The 24,152-nt window shown below is 69.6% G+C and carries 28 protein-coding genes; 8 read left to right on the plus strand and 20 right to left on the minus strand.

Annotated elements, in window-relative coordinates:
* Positions 1–140: 140 nt before the first annotated feature.
* Both QZY44_RS26275 and QZY44_RS26280 read left to right on the plus strand, forming a co-directional pair.
* Positions 141–1,190 (plus strand): hypothetical protein, encoded by a 1,050-nt coding sequence (locus QZY44_RS26275; RefSeq protein WP_295455089.1) that lies wholly within the window; start codon positions 141–143, stop codon positions 1,188–1,190.
* Between the two features lie 83 nt (positions 1,191–1,273).
* Positions 1,274–2,248 (plus strand): hypothetical protein, encoded by a 975-nt coding sequence (locus QZY44_RS26280; RefSeq protein WP_295455091.1) that lies wholly within the window; start codon positions 1,274–1,276, stop codon positions 2,246–2,248.
* Between the two features lie 59 nt (positions 2,249–2,307).
* Here the strand turns inward: QZY44_RS26280 and QZY44_RS26285 are convergent, their stop codons facing one another.
* Positions 2,308–2,520 (minus strand): hypothetical protein, encoded by a 213-nt coding sequence (locus tag QZY44_RS26285; protein WP_295455093.1) that lies wholly within the window; start codon positions 2,518–2,520, stop codon positions 2,308–2,310.
* 169 nt (positions 2,521–2,689) lie between these two features.
* Between QZY44_RS26285 and QZY44_RS26290 the strand changes: the two genes are divergently transcribed.
* The gene (locus tag QZY44_RS26290; RefSeq protein ID WP_295455095.1) at positions 2,690–3,529 is read left to right on the plus strand and encodes a thymidylate synthase; all 840 of its coding nucleotides are present in this window, start codon (positions 2,690–2,692) and stop codon (positions 3,527–3,529) included.
* Between the two features lie 12 nt (positions 3,530–3,541).
* A complete protein-coding gene (sohB, locus tag QZY44_RS26295) occupies positions 3,542–4,558 on the plus strand; it encodes a protease SohB (protein ID WP_295455097.1) in 1,017 nt (338 codons plus the stop codon).
* Positions 4,559–4,687: 129 nt separating this feature from the next.
* On the opposite strand, the gene QZY44_RS26300 is transcribed toward sohB, so the two are convergent.
* The 19 genes from QZY44_RS26300 to QZY44_RS26390 form a co-directional block, all read right to left on the minus strand.
* Positions 4,688–5,485, minus strand: a complete 798-nt coding sequence (locus QZY44_RS26300) for a hypothetical protein (RefSeq protein ID WP_295455100.1) — start codon at positions 5,483–5,485, stop codon at positions 4,688–4,690.
* Entirely contained in the window at positions 5,482–7,065 is a 1,584-nt protein-coding gene (locus QZY44_RS26305) for a hypothetical protein (RefSeq protein ID WP_295455102.1), read from the minus strand. Before QZY44_RS26305 ends, QZY44_RS26300 begins: the two co-directional genes overlap by 4 nt.
* Before the next feature lie 14 nt (positions 7,066–7,079).
* Positions 7,080–7,292 (minus strand): hypothetical protein, encoded by a 213-nt coding sequence (locus QZY44_RS26310; RefSeq protein ID WP_295455104.1) that lies wholly within the window; start codon positions 7,290–7,292, stop codon positions 7,080–7,082.
* Positions 7,293–7,361: 69 nt separating this feature from the next.
* Entirely contained in the window at positions 7,362–8,489 is a 1,128-nt protein-coding gene (locus QZY44_RS26315; RefSeq protein ID WP_295455106.1) for a hypothetical protein, read from the minus strand.
* Complete coding sequence (locus QZY44_RS26320; protein ID WP_295455108.1) at positions 8,489–8,953, minus strand: hypothetical protein; 465 nt, start codon at positions 8,951–8,953, stop codon at positions 8,489–8,491. The genes QZY44_RS26315 and QZY44_RS26320 overlap by 1 nt, the downstream gene beginning before the upstream one ends.
* A gap of 42 nt (positions 8,954–8,995) precedes the next feature.
* Positions 8,996–10,678, minus strand: coding sequence for a hypothetical protein (locus QZY44_RS26325; RefSeq protein WP_295455110.1), 1,683 nt, complete (start codon positions 10,676–10,678; stop codon positions 8,996–8,998).
* On the minus strand, positions 10,671–12,191 hold the full coding sequence (locus QZY44_RS26330; RefSeq protein WP_295455113.1) for a baseplate J/gp47 family protein: 1,521 nt from the start codon (positions 12,189–12,191) through the stop codon (positions 10,671–10,673). Before QZY44_RS26330 ends, QZY44_RS26325 begins: the two co-directional genes overlap by 8 nt.
* The gene (locus QZY44_RS26335) at positions 12,181–12,600 is read right to left on the minus strand and encodes a hypothetical protein (protein WP_295455115.1); all 420 of its coding nucleotides are present in this window, start codon (positions 12,598–12,600) and stop codon (positions 12,181–12,183) included. Before QZY44_RS26335 ends, QZY44_RS26330 begins: the two co-directional genes overlap by 11 nt.
* A complete protein-coding gene (locus tag QZY44_RS26340) occupies positions 12,597–12,806 on the minus strand; it encodes a hypothetical protein (protein WP_295455117.1) in 210 nt (69 codons plus the stop codon). Before QZY44_RS26340 ends, QZY44_RS26335 begins: the two co-directional genes overlap by 4 nt.
* The gene (locus QZY44_RS26345; RefSeq protein WP_295455119.1) at positions 12,806–13,249 is read right to left on the minus strand and encodes a hypothetical protein; all 444 of its coding nucleotides are present in this window, start codon (positions 13,247–13,249) and stop codon (positions 12,806–12,808) included. The genes QZY44_RS26340 and QZY44_RS26345 overlap by 1 nt, the downstream gene beginning before the upstream one ends.
* 7 nt (positions 13,250–13,256) lie before the next feature.
* Positions 13,257–13,940, minus strand: a complete 684-nt coding sequence (locus tag QZY44_RS26350; RefSeq protein ID WP_295455121.1) for a phage baseplate assembly protein V — start codon at positions 13,938–13,940, stop codon at positions 13,257–13,259.
* 29 nt (positions 13,941–13,969) lie between these two features.
* On the minus strand, positions 13,970–15,073 hold the full coding sequence (locus tag QZY44_RS26355; protein ID WP_295455123.1) for a peptidoglycan-binding domain-containing protein: 1,104 nt from the start codon (positions 15,071–15,073) through the stop codon (positions 13,970–13,972).
* Between the two features lie 82 nt (positions 15,074–15,155).
* Positions 15,156–15,635, minus strand: a complete 480-nt coding sequence (locus QZY44_RS26360; RefSeq protein WP_295455125.1) for a hypothetical protein — start codon at positions 15,633–15,635, stop codon at positions 15,156–15,158.
* On the minus strand, positions 15,632–16,519 hold the full coding sequence (locus QZY44_RS26365; protein WP_295455127.1) for a hypothetical protein: 888 nt from the start codon (positions 16,517–16,519) through the stop codon (positions 15,632–15,634). Before QZY44_RS26365 ends, QZY44_RS26360 begins: the two co-directional genes overlap by 4 nt.
* Position 16,520: 1 nt before the next feature.
* The gene (locus QZY44_RS26370) at positions 16,521–17,567 is read right to left on the minus strand and encodes a hypothetical protein (RefSeq protein ID WP_295455129.1); all 1,047 of its coding nucleotides are present in this window, start codon (positions 17,565–17,567) and stop codon (positions 16,521–16,523) included.
* A gap of 2 nt (positions 17,568–17,569) precedes the next feature.
* Complete coding sequence (locus tag QZY44_RS26375; RefSeq protein WP_295455132.1) at positions 17,570–18,706, minus strand: hypothetical protein; 1,137 nt, start codon at positions 18,704–18,706, stop codon at positions 17,570–17,572.
* Positions 18,703–19,515: a hypothetical protein gene (locus QZY44_RS26380; protein WP_295455134.1), complete on the minus strand. Its 813-nt coding sequence runs from the start codon at positions 19,513–19,515 to the stop codon at positions 18,703–18,705. Before QZY44_RS26380 ends, QZY44_RS26375 begins: the two co-directional genes overlap by 4 nt.
* A 3-nt stretch (positions 19,516–19,518) precedes the next feature.
* On the minus strand, positions 19,519–19,911 hold the full coding sequence (locus QZY44_RS26385; protein ID WP_295455136.1) for a hypothetical protein: 393 nt from the start codon (positions 19,909–19,911) through the stop codon (positions 19,519–19,521).
* A gap of 71 nt (positions 19,912–19,982) precedes the next feature.
* A complete protein-coding gene (locus tag QZY44_RS26390) occupies positions 19,983–21,380 on the minus strand; it encodes a phage tail sheath subtilisin-like domain-containing protein (protein ID WP_295455139.1) in 1,398 nt (465 codons plus the stop codon).
* 261 nt (positions 21,381–21,641) lie between these two features.
* On the opposite strand from QZY44_RS26390, the gene QZY44_RS26395 reads away from it, so the two are divergent.
* The 4 genes from QZY44_RS26395 to QZY44_RS26410 all read left to right on the plus strand — a co-directional run bounded on the left by QZY44_RS26395 (position 21,642) and on the right by QZY44_RS26410 (position 24,010).
* On the plus strand, positions 21,642–22,118 hold the full coding sequence (locus QZY44_RS26395; protein WP_295455141.1) for a hypothetical protein: 477 nt from the start codon (positions 21,642–21,644) through the stop codon (positions 22,116–22,118).
* 256 nt (positions 22,119–22,374) lie between these two features.
* On the plus strand, positions 22,375–22,710 hold the full coding sequence (locus tag QZY44_RS26400) for a hypothetical protein (protein WP_295455143.1): 336 nt from the start codon (positions 22,375–22,377) through the stop codon (positions 22,708–22,710).
* Positions 22,711–22,914: 204 nt separating this feature from the next.
* On the plus strand, positions 22,915–23,274 hold the full coding sequence (locus QZY44_RS26405; RefSeq protein ID WP_295455145.1) for a hypothetical protein: 360 nt from the start codon (positions 22,915–22,917) through the stop codon (positions 23,272–23,274).
* A 112-nt stretch (positions 23,275–23,386) separates the two neighbouring features.
* Positions 23,387–24,010: a hypothetical protein gene (locus QZY44_RS26410; RefSeq protein ID WP_295455147.1), complete on the plus strand. Its 624-nt coding sequence runs from the start codon at positions 23,387–23,389 to the stop codon at positions 24,008–24,010.
* Positions 24,011–24,152: the final 142 nt, after the last annotated feature.

Below are 24,152 nucleotides of genomic sequence, written 5' to 3' on the forward strand. Positions count from 1 at the left end.
ACCTGCGGCGGCGGTTGGCTCAGGACCTCGGCGGCGAGGGTTTCGGTATCGATTGCGCGGATCCCGGCAAACCCCCGCAAAATCCGCTGCTCGCCGCGGTTATGGCGCTCGTGGCGTAACGGAAAGCGGGAAACTTCAGTTTGCAGGTTGAGTCGAATTTTCTCGGCCTGCGTAACCCGAACGGTTCGCCTGTCGGCTCCGGCGCATGGGTTAACATCACAGAGAAATACACCAAGGCGAAACGTTACTGCACCGCACCTTTCGAGGTTTTGTTCAACGGGAAGAAGAAAACCACGCACTACGTCGTAGGCGAGTGGATCGGCGAGAAACACCCGGAGCTACCCGGCGCGGCCCCCCGCGAGATCGATATCCGGTGCGCCTCATCAACGAACATCGACCTCGCGCCTCAAAGCCTCGACGGCGTGTTCACCGACCCGCCATACTTCGGCATGGTGCAATATGGCGAGTTGATGCACTTCTGCTATGTGTGGCTGCGTAAGCTGATGGGCGGCGACTTCCCCGGTCTTGAACCAACTACCACCCGGCACGTTGACGAACTGACCGGGAACGACACGGCTGAACGCACTATCGAACACTTCGCCGAAGGACTGGCCGCGGTCTACAAACGTATGGCGACGGCACTCAAGCCAGGCGCGCCCCTGCTGTTCACTTACCACCACAACAAGCAGGAAGCGTATCAGGCCGCCGCGATGGCCATCCTCGACGTTGGACTGACCTGTTCGGCCTCTCTACCCTGCCCCGCTGAAATGGGTGGATCAATTCATATTCATGGAACCGCCTCGTCCATCGTTGATACCGTCTTCGTCTGCCGCGACAGCGGCGCGACGCCCCGCGCGTGGCTGTTCGACAACGCAGCCGGCCTGGCGCGGCTGATGACGCACGAACTAGCCGAACTGCGGGTGGCTGGCATGAAACCAACCATCGGCGATACCCGGTGTATCGCCTTCGGACTCATCACGCGGATGGCAATATGGGGCTTGCGACCAGAGTGGATCTGGTCATGGCCGACTGCGAAGAAGCTGGCGACCATCCGGGCAGCAATGAATGCGCTGGCGACGGTTGATGAAGTCTGCGCACTGCTGCAAGGGACGAAGCCGGCGGCACCGGAGAGTTGCTCGATGTTATCTGGAATAGACCACAGGATATTCACCGATGCCGTTGCGTTTTGACCTCGATTACACAGATCCAGCCATTACCCTTGACCCGCTAATCGACGAAGTGTTCGGGGGAGCTGCAATCGACCTTTCTGGAGATGCCGCGCGGCGAGGGTTTCACCGATTATGCGACGTTCGAGCGTGGCTATCAGGCGCTAAAACGGGCCACCAATGACTTTTCCGACATCACACCGCGCAGTGTCGAATTGGCGGTTGAGGCCGCGCCCATCGCCTTCGTCGTGTTCCGGTCAATCCTTGGTTTTTCACCCTCCGAGTGGGCGTATGTGGCGACGGAATACACAGGCATATCGGTCGAACAAGGAACCGCAAGAACGCTGGACAAGAAAGCCCGGCTCAACCCCCTAACGACCCGGGCACTCGGGGCGACGCTGGCTGACCAACGGCTGCGCGCGATGATTCAGGCCGGAGTGAATACATTGCTAGCGGGAGCGGGACCGGACATCCCGAGCCTGATGCACCGGCTCAACAAGGTCGACACCAAAGACGGCATTCAAAGCACCCAGGCGATGGCCGACCTTGGCGTGCCCTATGCTGTCCTGCTCTACGAGCGTTTTCTCGGCCGTCCGTTCGCCACACACCGCGACTCAGTCAGCGGACTGGTCGGAGAAATAGTCGAGAACGCTGTCAAGGACGTACTGACGGCGGCAAAAGTCAGTTTCCGTGAAACCAAACGGGCCGAGCGTATCCCTGGATTTGACCAAGCGCCGGACTTCATCATCCCGGATGAGTTCAGTCCTGCGGCCCTCATTGAGGCAAAGCTCGCCGAAGACGACGGCACGGCACGCGACAAGGTCTCGCGAGTGCAGCGGCTACGCACCTTACGAGACCAAAGCGGCATCGATTACGACGTTATCGCATGCATTGCCGGCCCGTCGGGAGGACATGCGCCGCCTCCTGCAAGCCACCGACGGCAAAGTCTTCACGCTGGCAACAATGCCGCTTCTCATCGAACAGACGCGCATCCGCGAATACCGGACGAGATAGGAGACCAGATGCTTGATTGCGACCTTACGCCTTCGTGTGATATTCCGGGATGGCCTTGGCTTTCTTAGGCGAAGATGGCCAAGCGGATATCCCGTTGCACCGATGCGGTGAGTAGCAGCCGAGGCACTCAGGCCCCGCGGTCCTTCTGGGGCACGTCAGCGGAGTCGCCCGAGTCGTCGCTAAGCAGATGGGCCATCAAGTGATCCACCCCGGAGAACGACCGGTAGCGACCCTCGGCGAGGTCCGCAAGCCCGGCATCGACCGCCGTCCTCAGGGCGACCAGCCGCGACTGATCCTTCAACTTCTGGCGCTCGGACAAGACCACATTTCGCGTTGGCATGGTGACCTCAAATGACTTGGCCGGAAAGATAGGGTGAATGGCAGATTATGCCAGCAACAGCCAAGGCCTGCTCTGCGACGACTCGGCGGCCGGACCGCCCCGCCGATTTGTATCTCCCCGCCCTTCGTGGTTATCTTAACGGCTCCCTTAAGCCCCCACCGGAGAACCGATGCGCCAGTATTTGGACCTGCTGCAAGACGTGGTCGATCACGGCAGCGATAAACCGGACCGCACCGGCACTGGAACCCGCTCGGTGTTTGGGCGCCAGGTGCGCTTCGACCTAAGCCAGGGCTTTCCGCTGCTGACCACCAAGCGCGTGCACTTCAAGAGCGTGGTCCACGAGCTGCTGTGGTTCCTGTCCGGCTCCACCGACAACGCCGCGCTGCAGGCCCGCGGGGTCAGTATCTGGGACGAGTGGGCGGCGCCCTCCGGCGACCTGGGGCCGATCTACGGCGCCCAGTGGCGTAACTGGGCCTGCCCGGACGGGCGTACCATCGACCAACTCGCGGAGCTGATCGAGACCATCCGCACCCGCCCGGACTCGCGCCGCCTGGTGGTCTCTGCCTGGAACCCGGCGGACCTACCGGACGAGACCCAAAGCCCCCAGGTCAATGCCGCGGCCGGACGCATGGCGCTGGCCCCCTGTCACTGCCTGTTCCAGTTCTATGTGGCCGACGGTCGGCTGTCCTGCCAACTCTACCAGCGTAGCGCCGACCTCTTCCTCGGCGTGCCCTTCAACATCGCCGGCTATGCCCTGCTCACCCACCTGATCGCGCAGCAATGCGACCTGGAGGTCGGCGACTTTGTACACACTTTCGGCGATCTCCACCTCTACCGGAACCACCTCACCGATGACATCGTTTTCGCCCAACTCGCCCGCCCGCCCAGGGCACTGCCGCGGCTGCACCTCAAACGGCGCCCGCCGAGCCTCTTCGACTACAGCTTCGAGGACATCCAGGTGCTGGGCTATGAGCCCCATCCGGGGATCCGCGCACCGATCGCCATCTGAATGGAAAACGCAATGATCGACATCCTGCTCAACTACGCACTGTTCCTGGCCAAGACGGTCACGCTCGTGGCCGGCGTCGGGCTGGTGCTGATCGTCGCGCTGCGCGCCCGCCGGGGCGGTTCAGACGACGGCGAACACCTGGAGATCCTCGATCTCAACGATCGCTACAAGAGTCTGGAGCACGCACTCAAGGAGTCGTGCCTCAGCAAGAAGGCCTACCGCGCCCACCTCAAGGCCGAGCGCAAGCGTGAGAAGGCCCTGGAGAAGGCCCAGACCGAAGAGCGCAAACGGCTGTTCGTGATCGACTTCAACGGCGACCTGCGGGCCACCGAGGTGGGCGCCTTGCGGGTGCTGGTCACCACCATCCTGCTTGATGCACGCGAAGGCGACGCGGTGCTGGTGCGGATCGAGAACGCGGGCGGCACCGTCCACGAGCACGGGCTGGCCGCCTCCCAACTCGCCCGCCTGCGCGCCAAGGGCATCCACCTGACGGTGGCGGTGGACAAGGTCGCCGCCAGCGGCGGCTATCTGATGGCCTGCGTGGCGGACCGCATCGTCGCCGCCCCCTTCGCCATCCTGGGCTCCATCGGCGTGCTGGCCCAATTGCCCAACTTCCACCGCCTGCTGGAGCACCATGGCGTGGATTTTGAGCTGCACACCGCCGGTGAATACAAGCGCACCCTGACCCTGTTTGGCGAGAACACCGACGCGGCGCGCCAGAAGCTCCAGCAGCAATTGGAAGAGACCCACTCGCTGTTCAAGGGTTTTGTGAGCGAATACCGCCCGGCCCTGGATTTGGGGCTGGTGGCTACCGGCGAGTATTGGCACGGGACCCAGGCGGTGGAACTGGGCCTGGTGGACGCCATCCAGACCAGCGACGACCTGCTGCTCGCGGCGAGCAAGGACCGGGACCTGCTGCAACTCAAATATACGGTACACAAGAAGCCCATCGAACGACTCCTGGCGAGTCTTCAGGGGAGCCTTGAGGGTGCCTTGGCGGGCCGGCTGGGGGCCTGGTTGGGGCGCTGAGGCGATTTCCGGCAAACCTGATACCTGGGGTCGTTCCATAGGATGTAGGTCCGACTTAAGTCGCACCTACACTTGACGGTATGCCAATTGATGGAACTCGGCTGAGTCACCGGCGCGGTCGCGCCGGCCCTATTTTTCGAGCCGAATCTTGATCGACTCGATGATGCCCTGCGCGTCCGGCTCATCCAGCGCCAGTGTCAACTCCAACTCGCCCACCAGACGGCAGGTACGGGTGCGCGCCAGGGTGCGACGGGCGACCTCGGCCAGGGTGCGGCGCATTCCGGCCGGCCGCAGGCGCGGTCGCAACAGACGCACCTCGAACCCGGAGACGGCGTCGCGGCCGAGTGCGATCAGGTCCAGATCGAAAAGCCGACCGAGCACCGCGCCCAGGGCTGGGAGCATCAAAGCATCCGCGTCGGCCGCCGTGGGCGACCAGGCGTCCAGGTGCAGGAGGACGCGGCACGGCAGGGTCTCCCGATAACCGCGGACCGGTCGCTCGCCGCGGGTGCGCACCGCCACCGGACCCGTCGGCGCCCGATAGAAGCGCAACTGCCCCTGGTCCAGGCGCCAGGCATCCCCGGGGCGGGCGAGCCGGCCGGGCGGGGTCTCCACCTGGACCAGTTGCTGCCCCTGGGCCGCGGCGGGCAGCGGCAGATCGGTCGCACCGGCGACCGGGGTCAGCGTATAGGTTTGCTCCAGAAAGGCCGGCTCCCGGTGGTCCGCAACACTCTGGTCCACGCCGAGGTCGAGGCTGGGGTCCGCCAGGTCCCAGGTGACCGCAGCGATGGCGACCAACCGGTCGCTGCCGGGGGCCGGCAACTGGGCCGGCCCGGTGGCGACCGCGACCGTCGGCCCCAAGCGCTCGACCAGGGCGGCGCGCAAGGCCTCCTCGAGCGCGCCCAAGAGTAGCGTCGGGTCCGCACTCATCGCCAACGCACCCGCAGGTCCGCGAGCCGGACCCGGCCCGCGGACTGCCCATCCGCCAGGACCTCCAGCATCGTCGCGTCAGAGGCATCATTCAGCCGGGCCAGATCCGCCGGGGCCGCCTTCAAGCGCCTGCCGTCCACCGGGTCCGCGGCCCAGGGCACAGTGACGCCCCCCCGCCGCAACCGCACCCCGGTCACTGCACCCGGACTCGCGGCGGTGCGCAGCCTGGTCAGTGCCCAGGTCCCGGGCTTGCTGCCGGTCGGCGGTAACCAAGTACCGTCGCGGTTGAGATAAAGCACGCCGCCGGCACCGGGCGGAGCCACATCCCCCAGCGACCAGAGCAGTTCGCCTGCGGCCAGCGTCAGCACCAACCACCATCGCGGTTCGGGGAGTGCCAGGGGGTCCGGAAACTCGGCGCCGATCCAGAGCGAGTCCGACGCGCCCGGCTCAAGCCCATCCCAGGCCAGGGGCAGCACGCCACCGCCAAAGGGCGCCGGGGCCGGCCGGCCGTGCAGGTCCGGATGCAGGGCCAGGGTGCCGCTACCTGCGGCGCCACGCGGCAGGACCCGCAGGTCCAGGCCGGTCAGGGCCGCGTCCTCCGGCAGGGCCGCGAACCCCTGGGCGACGGCCATCTGGGGCGTACACCGCTGAGCGCGCCCGGTCCGGTCGGCGGCGTCGGGCGCCAGACGGATACGTTGGGGCTTAAGCTGCGCAACCGGTTGGCAGACGGCCTCCAACAGCTCGGCCCCTGGTGCCAGCGGTATGGGTGCGACCCCGGGGGCGGCCCAGGGCAGGGTCAGACCCTGGTCCGGGCTGCCCGCCAGGTCACAAACCAGGTGCCGCACCCTCCCCTCCAGGGTCACCCGCACCTGGCCGCCCGCCGCGGCCGTCAGCCGGATGGGCACGGCTCGGGCGCCCGGCGAGCGGGCCAACCAGGCGTTGACCGCGTCCGCCAGCCCGGTGGTGCGTACACCGGCCCCGGGGAGCAGCCCGCTGCGCTCGAAGAAGGGTGCGCCATCCCCCACCGCGACCCGCAGGTCCCGGGGTTGCCAGCCCGCCTTGACCTCGAGAGAGCGGAGCTGCACCGGGTCCGGCTGCCAGACACCGGGCAGGGTCTTGCCGTCATAGACCGCAGGGCGTACCAGCTCGGCCATCAGTGCCTGCGCACCCACGGGGGCGAGGCGTTGCTCCGCCCCGATGGGCACCAGGTCGTTGGGATAGAGCGGCAGCCAGGCACCGCGGCTCTGCACCTTGAGCCGGGCGCGGCGCGCGTCGTCGGGGGCGATGCCGGGCGCGAGCGTCAGCGTGACTGCGGTCAACGGCCGTTCCTCCCCCCAGTCCGCGCTGATCCAGGCCACCGCTGTGGCTGGGTCAAGACCGCCGGACTCGGTGACAACGGCGGGGCTGAGCGTCAGGTCCCCGAGCTCGGGGGCGACGAGCAGGGCCGCGCCCGTATCCAGCTCCTGGCCGGACGCCACGCCCAGGAGCAGGCCGAGGCCATCCGGACCGAGCGGCAGGCCGCCCCCGGCGGCGGGTTGGCCGTCGGCGGCGAGCAGGAGCGCGATCGGGTCAGCGGGCATGACGTAGGAGTCCGTTAGTCGCCCGCGGCGGACGGCGGGGAGTCGCCGGGCGCAGCGGCGGCCGGTTGGGACCCCAGCAACTCCTCCAGCACCTGGATGGCCCCGGCGATGCGCAGGAGCGTCTGACGCAGGTCAGCGGCCTGGGACTCCAGGTCCCGCAGGCGGGCGTTGCCTTGGCTGAAGTCGGCCTTTAGTTCAGCGAGGCGTGACTGGATTTGGGCTTGCATGAAGCTATGGCTCACTCTTGGCTCTGGGATTCCGGGCCGTCGGCTCGCAAAGGTCTAGCGCGACGCTACTCAGGTCCATCCCCACTTTCCAGAAACGTAATTGAGTGCCCAGACGACTTGGTTGCTCCGGTTGAACTTGACCAGGTTACCGTCGGTTTGAAACACCCAATACCCCTGATTGAAATCGATACGCAAAGCCCCGTCGGTCTGGAAGATGAATCGCTGGGTCCCACCAAAGCACAGGCGCAGATTGTGGACCGGGTTCATCTGGATGGTCTCGTAGGGATAGGAAACAGCCCCGTATTCCTGGGTGCCGATCCCGATCGCACCGAGGATGCCGCCTGACGGTGCCCTTAGGACGTCGGTTACGTCCAACTGGCCATTCACCTGCAAATAGTCAAAGAGCTTCACCGTCCGCCCGTGGGCAGTACCGGCCCGTCCGAGAATCATCAGCGCGTCGTGGCTACGGGCGTTCTCGATCGCCGCCCAGCCGGCCTGGTTGCCGATCCCGGTATGGTCGTGGTCGGTCCGGGAGAAATAGACATCGGAGCTCCCCAGGGTCAGACTCCCCCCCAGACGCACCGGGCCGTTCACATCTAGGCGGAAGTCCGTCGAGGGCGCCGCCAGGCCGATACCAATATTCCCCGCCGTGTTCCAAGACAGGGCAATCGCTTGCCCCCCCTGGGTGGTGCCCAGCGCCCCACCCTGGTAGCCGAACAGTGCCGGGCCATCGAAGCTGGCCCCGGCAAAGGCGGTGGCACCGCCAAACCAACCCAGACCGTTATTCGGGTCGCGCGCACTGCGCAGCAGTAAGAGGTTATCGTTGAGGCTCAGGCTCCCGCCTAAGGACACGCCGCCCGCAAAGGAATCGCCGGCACGCTCCGCCTTGTCGGCGCCCAATTTGGCAACCGCCGACTGGAGGTCGGTGATCTCCTTCAGGGACGCGGCTCCCTCCACCCGCAGGTCCCCGCCCAGGGTCAGGGCCTTGATGCGGACCACGGACTCGGGGTCGATCCGGCTGCCGTCCACCGCGCCCGGGGCGAGACCTTCCCGGGGGATGGGCGCACCATCCCCGCCGCCCGTGTGGGCATGGCCTTGCAGTTCCTCCCGGGCACGGACCTGGAGTTCGTTCCAGTCGCCGCTGCGGATAATGTCGCCGGGTTGCTTTTGGACGTAGGCGCTCGGTCGTTCGGCCATCAGAAGGTCACCTCCCAGGTCAGGGTCATCTCCAGATTTCCGGTACGGGTCAGGGTGGGAAAGGTCACCCGATTGTAGAGGACCGCCGGGCGCCCCGGCAGGTTCACGAGGATGCCCGCCTCCTGGATCAACTGCGTGACGCCCCCCGCCAGCGGCGGCAGGGTGGCGGCCACGGTGGCCAGGCTGCCGGGGGCGGCGGCACTCACCCGCGGCGCGGCGGAGGCACGATCCAGCGGCTGCTCCAGGGCGGTGTCCTGCTCGCGCGGCGCGGTCGCGCCGCCGCCGACCGCAATGGCCAGCTCCGGTGGACCGGTCAGCTCGCCGGCAAAGAGCTGGGCGACCAGCAACCGCCCGGCACTGGTGATCAGGTTGTCCACCCGGCGCCGCTCCACCAGGCCACCGTCCGGGCGGCGCAGCTCCAGGGTGAGGCACCCGGTCATGCCCTGTCGTTCTGTATTGGCCATCTCGTTACCCCCTTAACAAATTGTTCGCGCCCTGGCGGACCGCTAGGGCGAAAAACCCGACCAGTCCAGCGGCGTGCGGTCGAACACCCCGGGAATCGTCAACCGCTCGTCCGCCAGCCCCTGGCGCTCGGCCAGACGCAGCCCGGCCGCGCGCCCCAACCGGCCCTCCGCCTGACCCTGTGCCTCACCCCAGACCTGACGGGTCTGCACCCGCAGGCCGGCGTCGCCCAGTGGTTGGGCCTCCCGATAGACCGGCTCCGGGAAGTCCAGCCGGGCCTGGACACCCGCGGGCCGCGCCTGACGCAACAGCTCACGCAGCGCCGCCACCGCCCCGCGCCGCTCGGCGTCGCGCACCCAGCCGGTACGCGGGATACGCAGGCGGAAACAGGCGGGCGGGCGCGCCCACCAGCGCAACGTCACCTGCACCGGCGCCATGACGACCGCCGGCGGCGCCTCGTCCAGCACCGGCCCCGGGTCCGCGGTGGCGATCGCCCCGATGTCCGCACGGGTATAGGCGCGATAGACCCAGGTGTCTGCACCGGGGCGCAGCAATGGGGTGCGCACGTCGTGGCTGCTGCTGGCGAAGCATGGACCGGATCGGTCCTGCGCATCGGCAAAGCAGGGCCCGGTGGCGCCGGGACCGGCAAAGGCCGCACCCTGAGCCAGGGCGTCTGCAAAACGGGTACCCAGATCGGCCGCGGGGCTGGCAAAGACCGATGAGGGCTTGTCGAATTGGTCGCCCACCAGGTAATAGACCCGGTCGCGCACGTCCCGCAGCTGACCGTCCGCACCGAGCACGACCGCACTTCCCTGCGGGTATTGCGCGCGCCAGGGGTGGTGGCCCACCGGTTCGAAGCTATCCAGTCGGGCACTCTCCGCGGGCTCGACGCGCGGCCACAGGCTCAGGGTCTCCCCGGGCGCGAGCGCCCCGGCATAGAGACAGATCTCGCCGGTGGCCCGGTTGTGCAGCACCGGGTACTGGACCCGGTCGGTGAGTGCGCGCACGGCCACCACCGGGACATCCGCATCCAACGCCGCGGACTCGGGCACAAAGGCGTCCCCCGGCACCAAGGGTCCCAGCACCAGCCGCCGCGCCTCCGGCGGGTTGTCCACCAGCCAGGCCGCAACGACCTCCCGGCCCGCGTGCGGACAGGGCGCCAAACTCAGGGCCGCAGCACCGCGCAGCGTGCCGCCCGCGCACGCAGTGCAGGTCGCGCCGAGCGACGGCGGCATCCCCAGTGCGACCGTGGCATCCAGCTCCCGGCGCAGGCGCGGACAGGGGGCGGCCCCCAGGATGGCCAGCGCCAGTTCCAGCAAGGCGCGCGGGCTCGTGAGCCCGGCGGTCACCACCCGCGCCACCTGGGTCAGGCGGCGGCGATAGGCGTCGGTGGACTCCTGGCCGCCCGGGGCTTGCGGGTCGTCCCCGCGCAGCCGGGGCACGCCGAGCAGCTGGCCCAGTGCGTCCAGCGGCGCCGGCGCCTCCCCGGGCGCCGATACGCCGCGGGCATAGGCGGCCCAGTGGTCGCGACTCACCCGATCCAGATCATGGTCCAGCCGCGCCAGGGCCGCGGCCAGCGTGGTCAGGACCACCCCAACCGCGCTGTCCGGCGGCTGATCCCCATAGACCCGCGGCAGCAGCCCCTGCAACCGGGCGCGCCGGGCGGCGATGCGCCGCCGCTGCACGGGCGCGTCGAGCCCCAGATCCAGACCCGCGTCCTCAGCCACCGGCAGCCCCCGCGTCCCGACCGCCGAGCAGCGACAGTTGCCCCAGGCCCAGCACCTCGCGCTCGCCCAGGACGGCCGTTTGCCGCGCGGACCCGGGGATCAACTCCAAGGCCTGCCCGTCCCGGTCATGCAACACGCGCGCACTCACCGACTCGACCCCGCCGGTGCGTACCGCCTCCAACAGGGCCGCCAGGGTCAGGGTATCACCGGCCTTCACGGCCTCCAGCATCGGCTTCACCGCGGCGCGCAGCCGGTCGGCGAGACCCGCCTCCCGGGCCGTCGAGGCCGCGAGCGTGCAGGTCAGGTCGACCCAGACCTTGGATGCGGGCGGCTCCAGGCGCAGTTCCAGGGGCAGGACGGCCAGATCCAGCCGGGCGCGCTCGGCCGGTCCGACCTGGATATCGCCGTTGCGTTGCCAATGGTTGGCTGCATCCTGTCGCAGTGCCCCCGGCTGGCCCACATAGGGCTCCAGATAGGCCAGTTCAGTGCCGTCCGGGGCGCGGGCCGGGTGGAGCTGGGCGACCTCCTCGGGCGCGGCGAGCAGTGCGCCGACCTTGGCCCAGCGCACCGGCTCGCCCACCTGGAGGCTGCCGATATAGTCGGTGAGCCCCCGCTCCAGGGCGGCCCTCAGGGCGGCGCGGCGCGGCTCCGGGTAGTCTTCCCGCAGCTCCAGCAGGGCGCGCAGCCGGATGCGGACCTCCACGGTCGCGTGCACCCGCACCCGGATGCCCGCGGGGCGCACCTCCTCGACCGCCGCCTGGGCCGCCGCCACCAGCGCGTCCGGCAGGTCCGGGTCGCCCAGGATCACCTCGCAGGTGCCGATCGACTCGGCCGACTCACGCACCGTCACCCGGGCGATCCCCAGGGCGCGCACCGCCTCCTCCAGTGCGGCAACCGTCCCCCGTTGGCTCAACAGCAGGGCCGAGCGCGCCCGCTGGCGCAGCCCGGCGTCGTCCTCGGGCAGCTTGACCGGGACCAGTTCCAGCCGGTTGGCGACCGACTCCACCCCCCACAGCGGTCTCGGCATGACGCCCAAGGCGCCGGCTGGGATGCGCTCGGTTCCCGGCTCCACCGAGCGCACCGCGACCGTGACCTCACGCTCCCCGCGGGCGATGGCCGACTCCTCAATGGTCGCGAACTGGGCCACCTCGCGCCCCGCGAGCAGGGTACCGGCCGGGATCGGGATGTCCCCCGCGGCGGGCTGCGCGCGGGCAAAGGTGACGCTCCCCTCCACATGGCCGGCGCGGCGCCGGGCGATCCCCAGCAGGGCCACCACGTTGTCCAGGGCCACACCCTCGGCGGTTTCCACAAAGGCGCTACGGTAGACCCCATCGAGCTGGCCATAGGCCACCGCCAGCTCCCGGGCGAAGGCCTCCGCCAGGGTGCGCACCACGCTGCCCTCGGTGGTATCGGCCAGGACCGTCCGACCGCCGCCCCCGCTCCCCAGATGGGCAAGCAGGTCCTGGACCAGACCGGCATAGTCCTTGGTGTAGTAGGGCGCGTCAGCGGGCATCGAGGGTCGCCTCCACCTGGGTCTGGGCCCCGTCCAGTCCGCGGACCTGGGCCACGATATCCACCACACCCGGTGCTTGCGGGCGTGCACTCACGGCCACCCCGAGCACCTCGGCAACCCGGGGGTCTTCCTGGATGGACTGGCGCACATAGCGGCGCAGCAACTCCAGATTGGCCCGGTCCAGGGTCTGGCCCAGCAACTCGCGCGCGCGGGTCCCGTAGCGGGGGTGCCCCAGGGCGGTCAATTCCCCGCGATCGACCAGCAGGCGCAGGGTCAGCGCCTGGCAAAGGTTAGCAATCCCGGAGACCGTCTCCAGGTCGGCCGCCCCCACCGCCAGGTCGGCACCCTCCACGGCCGGTGCGAAGACGAGCCGCAGGTCACGGCCGTAGGGGTCAGCGCCGGCGCTCACATCAACCTCCCGGGCGCGGCCGAGGCGGCCGGCGTCATGGCGATCCCCGGGACGACCATGACCTGCGCGGCGAACAGCGCCAGCGCCTGGGCCAGCGTCTCGGCGATGGCCGCCGCCAGGGCGGGCGCGTCCTGGCCTTGCAGTCCATGCTGCTGCATCAGGCCCTTGACGAAGGGCTCGAGTGCGGCTGCCTGGGGTACCGGCATCACATCAGCCTCCCGGGCGAGGCACTGACGAATCCGGCCACCGCAATCCCCGGTGCCACCTGCACCTGGGCGGTGAACAGCATGATCCCCTGGGCGATGGACCCGGCGATCACCTTGGCCAAGTCGGCGGCGTTCGCGCCGCGCAGGCCCTGGGATTGGAGCGCCGCCAAGGCCAGTCCCTCCAGCAACTCGGCACCCGGGCCCCCGCCAGGCGGCGGCAGGAGGCTCCCGGGTCCGGCGGTGCTGCCGCTGCCGGAGATCGGGTCCAGGGCGGCCGGGATGCCGGGCAGGACCTGGGCCTGCCCGAGAAAGAGCGACAGCGCCTGGGCGCAGGTCTCGGCCAATGCCTTGGCCAGGCCCGGGGCGTCCTGGCCCTGGAGCGCACGGGCGTTCAAGGCGGCGCTGGCGAGTCCTTCGAGCTGGGCGGCGGTGGGTGCAGGCATAGCGAATCTAACCCTTGGCCTTGACGGTTTTAGAGCCCACCAATGGGGCTCCGGTGAAATAGCACTTGTGGGTCGCCTCGGTGATCACCCCGGCCGCCCCGTCGCCGACCTCCACGTTGCCGGAGGCGTCCAGCTTGCAGTCCGCGCAGGTGACTTGCGCATTGCCCGAGGCCTCCACCTTGGCGTCCGTGCAGGTGAGCGAGGCATTGCCCTTGAGCTCCACCTTCAGGTCCCCCTCGCCGGTGATCTCCACCGCCCCGTCCTTGGCGATCTTGATCCGGGTTGCACCGGCGGTAAGCACCAACGACTCCTCGGCATCAATGGCGTACGACGCGGCCCCGGCCAACGGCGACTCGACCCGCCACTCCTTCTCCGCATGCGCCGGCGGGCGCGCCTTCTCGGTGTAGAGCCGGCCCACCACGATGGGACGCTGAGGGTCGCCACCCACATAGGAGACCAGCACCAAGTCCCCCGCCTGGGGGGCGCTCGCCTGGCCTAGGTGAGGGGTGGCGATGGGCACCTTGCGCAGCTCCATGTCGCCTTCGCGCAGTTTGACGTTGCACTCATAGTTGTGGGCGTCCCCCGCGTCCGTGTGGGGGAAGGCGCTGGTCACGACCGCCAAGTCGCCCAGTCGCAGTGCCTTGAGCTCTTCGCGCACGATGGCCCGGATCAGTGCGACCGGATCGCTCATGGGGCGGGCGCCGGGGTCATCGGGGTCACTCAGGCGCCTCCCGCGGGGGGCGTCGGATTCTTGCTGTCGTTGAAATTGGTCAGGACGGTGGCGTCGTACGGCTTGCTGCGGACCAGGTCCTGGGCCTTGGAGTCCAGGTTCAGTAACCCGTTGATCGTCGGGACATCGAGCGCCCCGGTGATCGGCAGCCCGTTGACCTTCTGGAAACGGCGCAGGCGCCGGGCCAGGGCGGCGCCGAAGACAGTCTTCTCCGCCTCCGCCACCGCGGGCTCGGTATAGCCCAGGGTCTCCAGCAGTGCGTTGGCCTCGGCGATGTCCTTGCCGGCGTTGGCGTCGGCGAACCCCAGGTCGAAGACGGTCTCTTTCGCCTCGTCCTCGCCGAAGGTGCCTAGGCTCCGGACCGGGAGCTTGTCGGCGCTCGCCTCCCACACCCGCCGACTGCCCAGCCGGGTGACCGCCAGCTCGGCCTTATTGCGCCCCAGGCCGCGGACCGTGAATGGCTTGTCCAGCGCGAAGGAGAGCAGCCGCAGCTTGCCGGTAGTGGCGATCTCGAGATGGGTCTGGGTGGTACTGTCGAGCCCCTGCTCGTTCAAGGGGCGCTGGTCGATGCGCAGAAGCAGGAAGAGCTCCTTGCCGATCGTCTTGAGGTCCTCGGGCGAAGGCACCTTGTCGGCGATCTCGACCGCCTTGGCGATGACCCCGCCAACGTCGGACAGCGGGTTGGACGCGGGCTGCTGGCCCGCCACCGCGAGCAGCGCGGCGTAAAACTCGTCCTTGGTGACCTCCGTCAGCAGGGCGGCCGAGACCTCGACCAGCGCCTTGGCCGCGTCGGCCTGGAACAGCAGGTCCTTGGCGTCCAGGGTGAGCTTGGCCAGGTAGCCGATGCCCTTGATGAACCCTTCGACGACCGGGATGACGCCCGTGGAGATGTAGTCGTTCTCGCTCTGAAACCCGCGGATGCGTGCGATGCGGACCCAGCGCGGGGCCTGGGGCTGTTGCCTGACCCCGTCGAGCGAGGTGCGCACGGCCTGGAGCAGCAGGGCGACGGTCTGGAATGGGTTCGCCTTGGGGTCTGCCTTGGGGTCTGCCTTGTGGTCCGCCTTGGGGTCCGCGGGCGGGGTCGGGTCGGCCATGGTCATGTCCTCTCGGTTTTGTAACGCGTGATTTCAGTCGGTCGATGCGTGCCGGGCGGCACGTCGGCGCCTAAGCCGCCGCCTAAGCCGCCGCCTTCAGCTCCTTGAGCGATTCCGCCAAGCGCCCCAGCGCCAGCCGGTTGGCGGCGATGGCCCCGGGCTCGGGCACCAGGTCGGCGAGCTTGAGACCCGCATCCAGGTAGCGTTGCCCCAGGGCGAGCCCCCGGGCCAAGGGGTCAAGCGGCCGGCCGGGGATCTCCAGATAATCGGTCACTGCGTTGAATACGCGGCCGTCGGCCACCGGTCGGGCGCCGTCGGCAAAGGTCTCGAACCCGGCCAGGACCGCGTCGACCTGCACGAGCTGCCGACCCAGCGCGGCCAGGCCCCCGTCCATGCCGTCCAGCGCGCCGCCGACCGCGTCGACCCCGGAGTTCAACTGCGCCTCTACGCCCAACTCCCGGGCGATATTGGGCGCCTCCCGGGCGGTACTGGTGCGCAGCAGCGCGTCCAGTGCGCCGATCAGCGACTCCAGGTCGCGCAGGATGTCGGCGGTGCCGCTCATCCCAACTCGTCCAGGAGCGGCTTCAGGCCGGCGAAGGGGTCGAAGGCGGCCAGGTCCTCGACCAGGCGCGCCGCGCTCTCGCCAACCTCTTTGAGCCTTTGCAGGAATTCGAATCCGCCGGCAAGCGCCTTGAGGAATGGACCTGCCTTGCTCAGATCCACCCCGGTCAGGTCGCTCAACAGGTCCAGCCCCTGGTCCAGATACTTATCGAAGAAGGTCCCCAGGTTGCCGCCGTCGCGCACGGCGGCCAGCAGGTCCAGGGCCGTCTGCGGATCGATCCGGCCGAGCGACTGCATGATTCCGCTCAGATCGGTCCCGGTGAGCCCCGAGAGTTTCCCGCCGATGCTGTCTGCCAGGTCACCGGCGCTCAGGTGGTCCAGGAGCCCGGGATTGGCGGACAAGGCCCCGGGCAGGGAGGCCGGGTCTTGCAGGACCGCCGCCGCCGCCAGGCTGTCCGCCCCCCAGGCCGCCGCATCCGCCGACACCTGTGCATCCACCGCCGCCAGGCCGGCCTGGGCCGGTGCGGGCGGGGCGCGATGCTCGCGCAGCCGCAGGGCAAAGTGGTAGCGGTGGGCATACCCCGCCACCTGGCGGACGCGCAGGTCCTCGATGATGACGTCCGTGAGTTCGGAGCCGACGGCGATGTCCGCGGCAAAGGACAGGGGCTGCGCCTTGGCCTGGGCCTCGCGCAGGCGCTCCAGGTCATCCAGTGACTCGGGGCGGAACAGGAGCCCCTCCAGCACCAGGGTGAGCGGCTCCCGCCCCAGGTCCTGGAAGACGCTCCCCTGCTGCTCGGGTACCCGGTTCTCTACCAGGGTGCGCGACTCCTCGGTACGCAGGTCCTGGACCCCGGTGAGCTCGATGCCGCCGATGCGTACGGTCATGTCAGAACCCCAGCCGGGTACGCAGGCCCCCGGCGCGACTCAGGGTGTGGCCGACCTGGCGTACCCGCAGCGGCGTGCGGCCCAGTAGCAGGGCGGCCAGCGCGTGGTCCGCGGGAAGATCGTCGAAGGCCACGCCGTCTCCGGGCTCGACCCCGGGTGCACCGCGGACCTCCAGGAAACCGCGCAGGGTCCGGGCCGCCACGGCCTCCATGCCAGCCCGGGCCACCGCGGCGGCGGCCTCGCCGCTGCGGATGGCGCCCGCGACCAGACGCCGTGGCCGCTCACCCAGCCGCCCCGCCTCGACCTGACCATTGGCCAGCAGGACCGCCTTGCCGTCCACGCCTTTGAGATCGCTGGAGAGCCAGTAATAGCGTTCCGCCCCTTGCGAACTGGCGGCGCCCTCGCCCCAGACCTCCAGGCTGTCCCAGGGCGGGAGCGCGGCCGCCAGCTCCAGTGACATGACCTCACTGCCGTAGCCGTAGCGGTGCTCCGGGCCCCGCTCCTTCGGAGTGGCGAAATGGACCTTGCCCGCCCCGTCGGTATAGAGGTCCGCCCCGCACAGCTCGCCCAAGCGGCGGATCTGCTCCAGTGCACGCGGGGCGCGGTGGACCGCGTAGGCGGGGAGCTTGATCCCGGCGGCGACCGTGCCGGGCGACAGTCCCGCCCGCGTGAGCAGGTCCTTGACCACGAACCCAGCCTGCACGTCCTGATAGACGGACTCCAACTCCAACCGGGCCAGCCGTGCAAGCCCATCGGCGGCCTCGACCCAGACGCCCTGCGGATCGGCCCCGGCCGCTTGCACCTGGCCGGTGAAGCAGCGGGCCGACCCGGCCCCCGCGTCCAGGTCCACCGTCAGCGCCTCCCCGGGCGCGGGCAGCGCAAAGGCGGTGTCCCCGATCGTCAGGCGACAGGAGCCGCCGACGGAATCCATGCTGAGCTCGGTCGCAAGGCTCAGCAGTTGGCCCTCGCTCTCCTGCGCACGACTGCTCAGGGTGCGGGTGCCAACCTGCACCTGATACGCAACGCTCGGGGCACCGTCGAGCGGCATGGCTAGACCTCCAACCCGTGGCGGCGCGCCGCGGCCCGCAGGATGTCCCCGAGCGCCTCCTGCAGACCCGCGCGCTCGGCCGGGTCCAGCCGCTCACGCTGGCTGATGGCGACACTGACGTTAAAGGTGTTCTGGACCGGGGCAGTACCCAACTCACCGGCCGGTGGCCAAACGGCGCCCGCCCAGGCGGGGAGACCGGGGGCCGCGTCGCCCCACCCGCTCGGTCGCCCGGAAGGGACGCTCGCGGAATCCGCGGGCGGACGCGCGGAGCGGGGAACGGGAAGCGGATCGTTTGTGGCCACCGGACTTGGCCCCGGCGGATCCAGACGAGCGGGCGCCGCGGCCAGCGCGTCCTCGGCGGCGCCCGCGCCGGGTAGCCTTGGACCGCCGGGGGTCGGCCAGTCGGCGTCCACGGCAGAGCTGGCAAGCCGATAGGCGCGCTGGAGGCTGGGCTCGAGCGCCGCAGCGACCCGGCGACCGGTCGCCTGCCAGGGGCGGGGGTACAGTGGGATGCCACCGGGAACGGGGGACTGTGCCGGAGCTGCGGCGGCAAGCGCGGAGACCGGATCGGCGGGGGGGAGCGCCGCGTCCGGCGGCACGGGAAGGACCGTCTGCGACCCAGCGGCGGGCCAGCCGGGATCGGTCGGGGGCGTGTACGCCAGGGTCTGCACGGGAACCGGCGCGGCCCCTGCCGCAGGCGTCACGGCACTGGGCCTGGGGTGATCAGGAGAGCGGGACGCGAGCGTGATCGTGGGTGACGCCGATGGCGGCGCGGTGACGACGATCGGCGGGGCCGCGCCATCCGCCCGCACCGCGACTGGTGCCCCCGGGATCGGGGCAGTGGCCGGGCGGCGATCGGCGTTGCCGGCGGCGTACCCCGCACGCGGTGTAGCGTCCGGCAACGGGTCTGCGGTGTCCTGGGCCAGGCCCCGGGCAGCTGGGGATGCGGTGACCGGGCCACCCGCAGGCGTGGCGTCCGAGCGGGCGGGCACCGCCGCGCCCCTCAACTCGGCGACCGCCGGCACTGGCGCCGTCGCATCCGGCTCCATGTCGAGCAGCCGTACGAGCTGGTCCAACCCCCATCGGGCCGGGGCCAGCAGGGCGTCGCACAGGTCCTGGCTGCTGACCTCGGTCCTCACCGGTCGTCCTCAATGCGGATGACCACCGCATCGGGATGGGCGGCCAGCCCACGCGCCGGGGTGACCGGGGAGACGCTTTCCAGTCGGTCCAGTAGCCCGACCAATAGGTCGATCTCCGCGGCCGGGGTTGCCCAGACCTGGCTGGGGGTCCAGCCCAGTGCGCGGCAGAGTCTCAGCGTCAGCCTGGCCGCCGGCGGGGAATCGGGGATGGTGTGGGGGACAGCGCCGCCCGCGGTTGGACGGTCATTGATCGCGATGGCGGCGGCCAGCAGTGTGGCGGCCGCGCCGGAATCAAGGGCATCCAAGTCAGTGGGCGGATCGGTGGCCGTCACCGTGTGCCGCAGCATGGCCCGCACACAGGCAACCGGATCGGCCCGCGTACCCCCGGCGGCGTCCGGCACGCTGGCCTCGGCCAGCATGGCGAAGCGCTCCCCCGCGCTCCAGGGGCGCAGCTGCGCGCGGGTTCCGCCCAGGTCCAGCCAGCCATCCGCCGCGGGCGTCTGCGAGTCGCCGCCGCCCCCGCCGCTGGCCCACCAGAGGGCGAGCGGGGCAAGCTCGGACCGGCGGGCCTCAGGCACCCCGCTGGCGTCCAACACCTGCCCGGCGTAGGCCGCGCTATCGAGCGCCAGGCCCCCGGGGCCATGGCGCAGACACTCAGTGAGGGTCGCCAGGTGCTGCCCCAGGGTCCAGGGGCACAACCGGGCCTCGGCCCCATCGTCGGTGCTTATGTCCAGGGGCCGGTCAAAACCCTGGAAGGCGATCCGGTAAGGGCGCCCGTCGATCTGCACCGTCGTGGGGGCCGTTCCCATGAGTTATTCCTCACGCACCCGGGTGGCACTGAAGGCATAGGTGGTCACGGCCGAACCGCTGGCGTCCATGCCGAACGACTTGGTCTCCACGAAACAGTCGTCAAACGAGAGCGTGCGCTTAGGCGAGTCCGCGCCAGCGTCCTTCTTGAGGTTGGCCACCAACTGGAAGCGCGTCTGCTCCTGCAGATGGCCGTCCAGGACGAAATTGGCCGACTTGACCGCCAGCTCCCCCTGGACGGTGCGCAGGCCGAAACTCACGTCGATGCGCTCGACGCTGCCCACGGCACGCACGTCTTCGCGTTCGGTGACGACCCGGAAGGTCAGTGACTGGAGCCCCTCCAAGGGCTCCCCATCGACGAGCACACTGCTGCGGTTGGCGGTAAACACCGTTGCCATGGCGCGTTAACTCCCCTCGGGGTGGTGCCGCCCGCCCCCAGCGCGACGCCGGGGCGCGCAGCCGAAGTTGATCAGACCTGGACCAGGATGGTGGCGTAGATGAAGTCGATGGCCCGCACCGGACGCACCGCGATATCCACCCGGACGATGCCTTGGGCAAAGTCGGCCTGGGACGAGTACACATCGACCTTGTGCGACGGGTCCTTGCCGTCGGTGGATGGGACAATCGCCCCGTCCTTTTCCATCTGCACCAGGAACTCGATGAGCTTCTGTTTGAGTGCACCGCGGCCGTCCTCGTTGTTGAGGCGGCCGATGAAGAGATCGCCCAGCATCTGCACGCCACGCACCGCCCGGTCGGCCACCCGGCGCACACTGATCTGGTCCCCGTCGGTGGTGAGTCCGCGCAGTACAAAGATACCCCGGCCCCGCTGGTTGACGACCGGCACCACATTGCCCTTGAGTAGCTCCCCCTGCTCCTCCTGGGTCAGCGCCCGCGCGAGGCCACCGAGCCCGGTCAGGAGCTTGAAGGTCGGCGACTGGAAATAACTGAGGCTGCCGACCCGCCCGGCCACCGCCCCCGCCACCCCATAGGGTGCGGTCAGGACAAAGCGGTCGCTGATCAGCGGGCTCGCCATGTCCACGAAGGTCTTGACCGCCTGGGGCGTGGCGGGGTCCGGGGGCACCTGACCGAAGCCGATCCGCCCCTTGCCGTCGCGACTCAGGCGCTCGCAGTGGCTCACCGCCTCGGCGTAAATGCCCTCGATCTTGGCGAGGTCGGAGAAGTCCTGGGGGGCCACCAGGACCAGGTCCACGTCGGGCTCGTCCTCCAGCGCGCGCAGGGCCTTGGCATAGTCGTCGCCACTGGCGTCCTTGCCACCGGCCAGGGCGTGATCATTGGCGGTGGAGTTGGCCGGGTCGGTACCGGGCGGCAGCGCGGCCAGTTTGGGTGCGGGCACGGCGCCAGCGACCGCGGCCGGCGCCTTCGCCGTGACGATCGCGGAGTCCGCGGCCAGCCGGTCGGCGAGGGTCGCGCCGGTTAGGTTGCGGTGGACCTCCAGGGGATCGCGGGCGCCGGGGCGGCGGATCTCCAGGTCGAACCGCTCACCGCGGGCGGCGAGTCGGATCGTCAGCCCGTTAGCCCACGGGCCTGGGGCGCGCGCCACCAGGTCCCAGGTGCCGGCGCCCGCGGTGGCGGCAAGCGCCACCTTGGCGGATTCGGCGACGCCCGCGACCGGGGCGATAACCAGCTCGAAGACCCCGTTGGCCAGTGCCTGTTTGGCCTCCGGCAGGCTGTAGGCCGAGGCCCGACCGAGCGCACCGACAAAGGCGCTCCAACTCGCCGCCCGGACCGCCGCGGCCGGTGCGAGTTCGGTCAGGCCCACCAGGCCCAAGACCCCAGCCGGTGCGAGTTGGGGCGGGACGACATCCTTGACGACCGTGACCTCGACACCGGGGATTATTCGAGCCATACGCATGCCCTCCAAGGGTTGACGACCATGCCCGGGCTCACCGGGCGGATGGATGGGAACGGAGACCGGGTGAGAACGAATCTTAATTATAGGAACGGGCAAGAGTGGATTCTAGCCCGCCCTAAGTGAATTTTTTTGCGACTCTTCGCAGTCGGGCCGGCCTTCGGGGTTGCATGGTTTGAACAGGACTTCTAATCTCAGGGGGCGCGGCACTGACCGCCGCGCACCGCGTCACCACCGACCCGTTAATGGAGACCAAAGATGAAGCAGCTCAATCTCAGATTCGCCCTGATTTCACTGACGTCCGCGGCGTTCTGCGGCGTCTTGGCCGCCGCTCCGGCCGCCGCCGCCGACTCGGCCTGCAAGGGCCTGGATCAAGCCGCATGCGCGGCCGCGGCCGGCTGCGGCTGGACCAATGAATACACCCGCAAGGATGGCAAGACCGTCGCCGGCTATTGTCGGAAGGCCGGCAAGGAAGGCGCCGCGGCCACCACGGGCGCGCCCGCGCCGACACCCGCCGCCAAGGCACCGCCGGTCACCGCAGCGCCACCCGCCGCCAAGGCACCGCCGGTCACCGCGGCGCCACCCGCCGCCAAGGCACCGCCGGTCACCGCGGCACCACCCGCCGCCAAGGCACCGCCGGTCACCGCGGCGCCACCCGCCACCAAGGGCGCGGCGACCACCAAGACACCCGCCACCCCGGCACCGGGCACCGGGACGACCCCAGCGCCGAAGTAATCGATCTGTTTGCAGCAAACCTGAAGGCGCCCACCGCCGGTCGGTGCCTTCAGTCATCCCCTGGAGCCTGACGGCCATTAGGTGAAGCCGCACACGCGGCCCGCGTTCGCGCCGACTGGAGTCCAAGGCTTCAGCCTTGGCGACCCTCCAAGGCTGAAGCCTTGGACTCCGGGAGGTGGTACGACGCTTAGCTTAAGGGGAGTGCCCCTAGGCCTGGGAACGAAGAGCAACTATCTGATCGATAGAGGTTTCCGCGGTGCGTTCACTGGCACTGAGGGTCGCGCCCTTCCTCTTGCTGGGGGCTGGCGTGGCGGCGGCCGATCCCTGTTTCTGTCTCCAGGATGCCGCCGACCGCCTCTGGTACGACTGCATCGAGTACCACAAGGGTCCGGGTCCAGATCCATTCTACGACTGCCTCCCGAGCACCCAGGCCCGGGAGCGCGCGCCGGTGGCGAAGGGGCACACCATGACCCGCATCCCCGACGACCAGGCGCCCTGCCGGCCCTGCCGGGAGGCGGGTCTGGACGCCCGCAATACCATGAGACCCCTGACGCCGCCAATGTCCAAGGGCGGCCCCGGGGGCCGGCCATGACTGAGCCCGCGCCCGGGCGCCAGGCCGGGCTGCCCTGGCTGGATATCACGCTGCTGCTCGCCTGGTCTCGGCCCTGCTGGTCACCGCCGGCTGGGCCTATGCCGAGACCTGGTATGGCCAGTTCGACCTGGGGCCCATGGGGCTCGAGGTCCCGCCGGTCTATTTCGCCATCTACGGCTTCATGACGCTCAAGTCGGACTGGTGGTGGCTGCTGCCGCTCACGCTGGCCGCCCTCTTCGCCTGGCATCGCTATGCCGACCGGCTGCCGCGCTGGTCCTGGACCGGCCTGCCGCCCGCGGTGCTGCTCCTTTTCTTGGCCGCCCATGGCCTCTGGGCTACGCCGCCGCCCGCCTGGATTACAGCGCCCATGCCCGCAGCGACTTCTGCCGCTTCCCCTTCGTGCGGGTCGCACTGGACCCGGAAATCAAGCTGCCCGGGCCGCTGACACCGGTCCCGGCCGCGCTGGCCGGGCAGGAACTGCGCCTCCTGGTCCAGACGCCGAACCTGCTGGTGCTGATCGCGCCGGAGGCTGGCGGGGCACCGCTCCTGGTGCCGATAGGATAAGGTGCAGATGCTGCGGGTGATCCCGGTGCCGGCGGGGTGTCGGCTTTGAGCTGCACTACACTTGGCCGCAGGGTTTCGCCGGCGGTCGCGAGCGATCGAGCCCCGAAGGGGCGTGACATACCAGGCGCGGACCGATCTCAGCCGCCTAGTCAACCTGCCCAAGCCCGACCCCAAGGCGATCACCGATGCGCGCGCCACTCTGGAGCGCCTGGAGGTGGAGCTGGCGAGCCTGAACCGGACCTTCGGCGGCCAGCGGGCGGCCCGCGCGCTCGACTGGGAGTCGGTGCGCGACGCCCTGCCGCGGGGCTCGGCCCTGCTGGAGCTGCGGGCCTTCCAGCCATTCGACTTCAAGACGGGCAAGTGGGCCGACCCCCGTTGGCTTGCACTCCTGATCCCCGCCGACCCAGGCGAGGGCCCGCCCCTGCGGGTCTTCGACCTGGGTCCGACCGCGACGCCCGGCCCGGTGCTCGCGCGTCTGCGCGACGGCGAGGCGGCGGCCGAGCCGCTGGTCTACCAGGCGCTCTTCGGCCCGCTGGACGGGGCGATCAAGGACTATCAGACCCTCTTTGTCGCCCCGGACATGGACGAGTTCTACCGCGCCTGGCTGGGCAGCGGCGCTCAGACCGAGCCGGCCGCGGCGCTGCGCAAGACCCAGATCGACTGGATCGGAAACAGCGACGCGCGCAAGCGCGACCCGAAATACTGGGCGCCGTTCGTGCTGGTAGAGCGGGGTTGAGAGACTGTGAAAGTATTCGTCGCCGCGCCAATCCGCACACCCTCTGTAGGCTGGGTAGAGCGCAGCGAAACCCAGCAATCAAGGCTTTACCGTGAAAGTCGCGCCGGGAGCGCGCTCCACTTCTCCCTCCCCCCTTGTGGGG

This window comes from uncultured Thiodictyon sp., from assembly GCA_903837595.1.
GTDB lineage: Bacteria > Pseudomonadota > Gammaproteobacteria > Chromatiales > Chromatiaceae > Thiodictyon.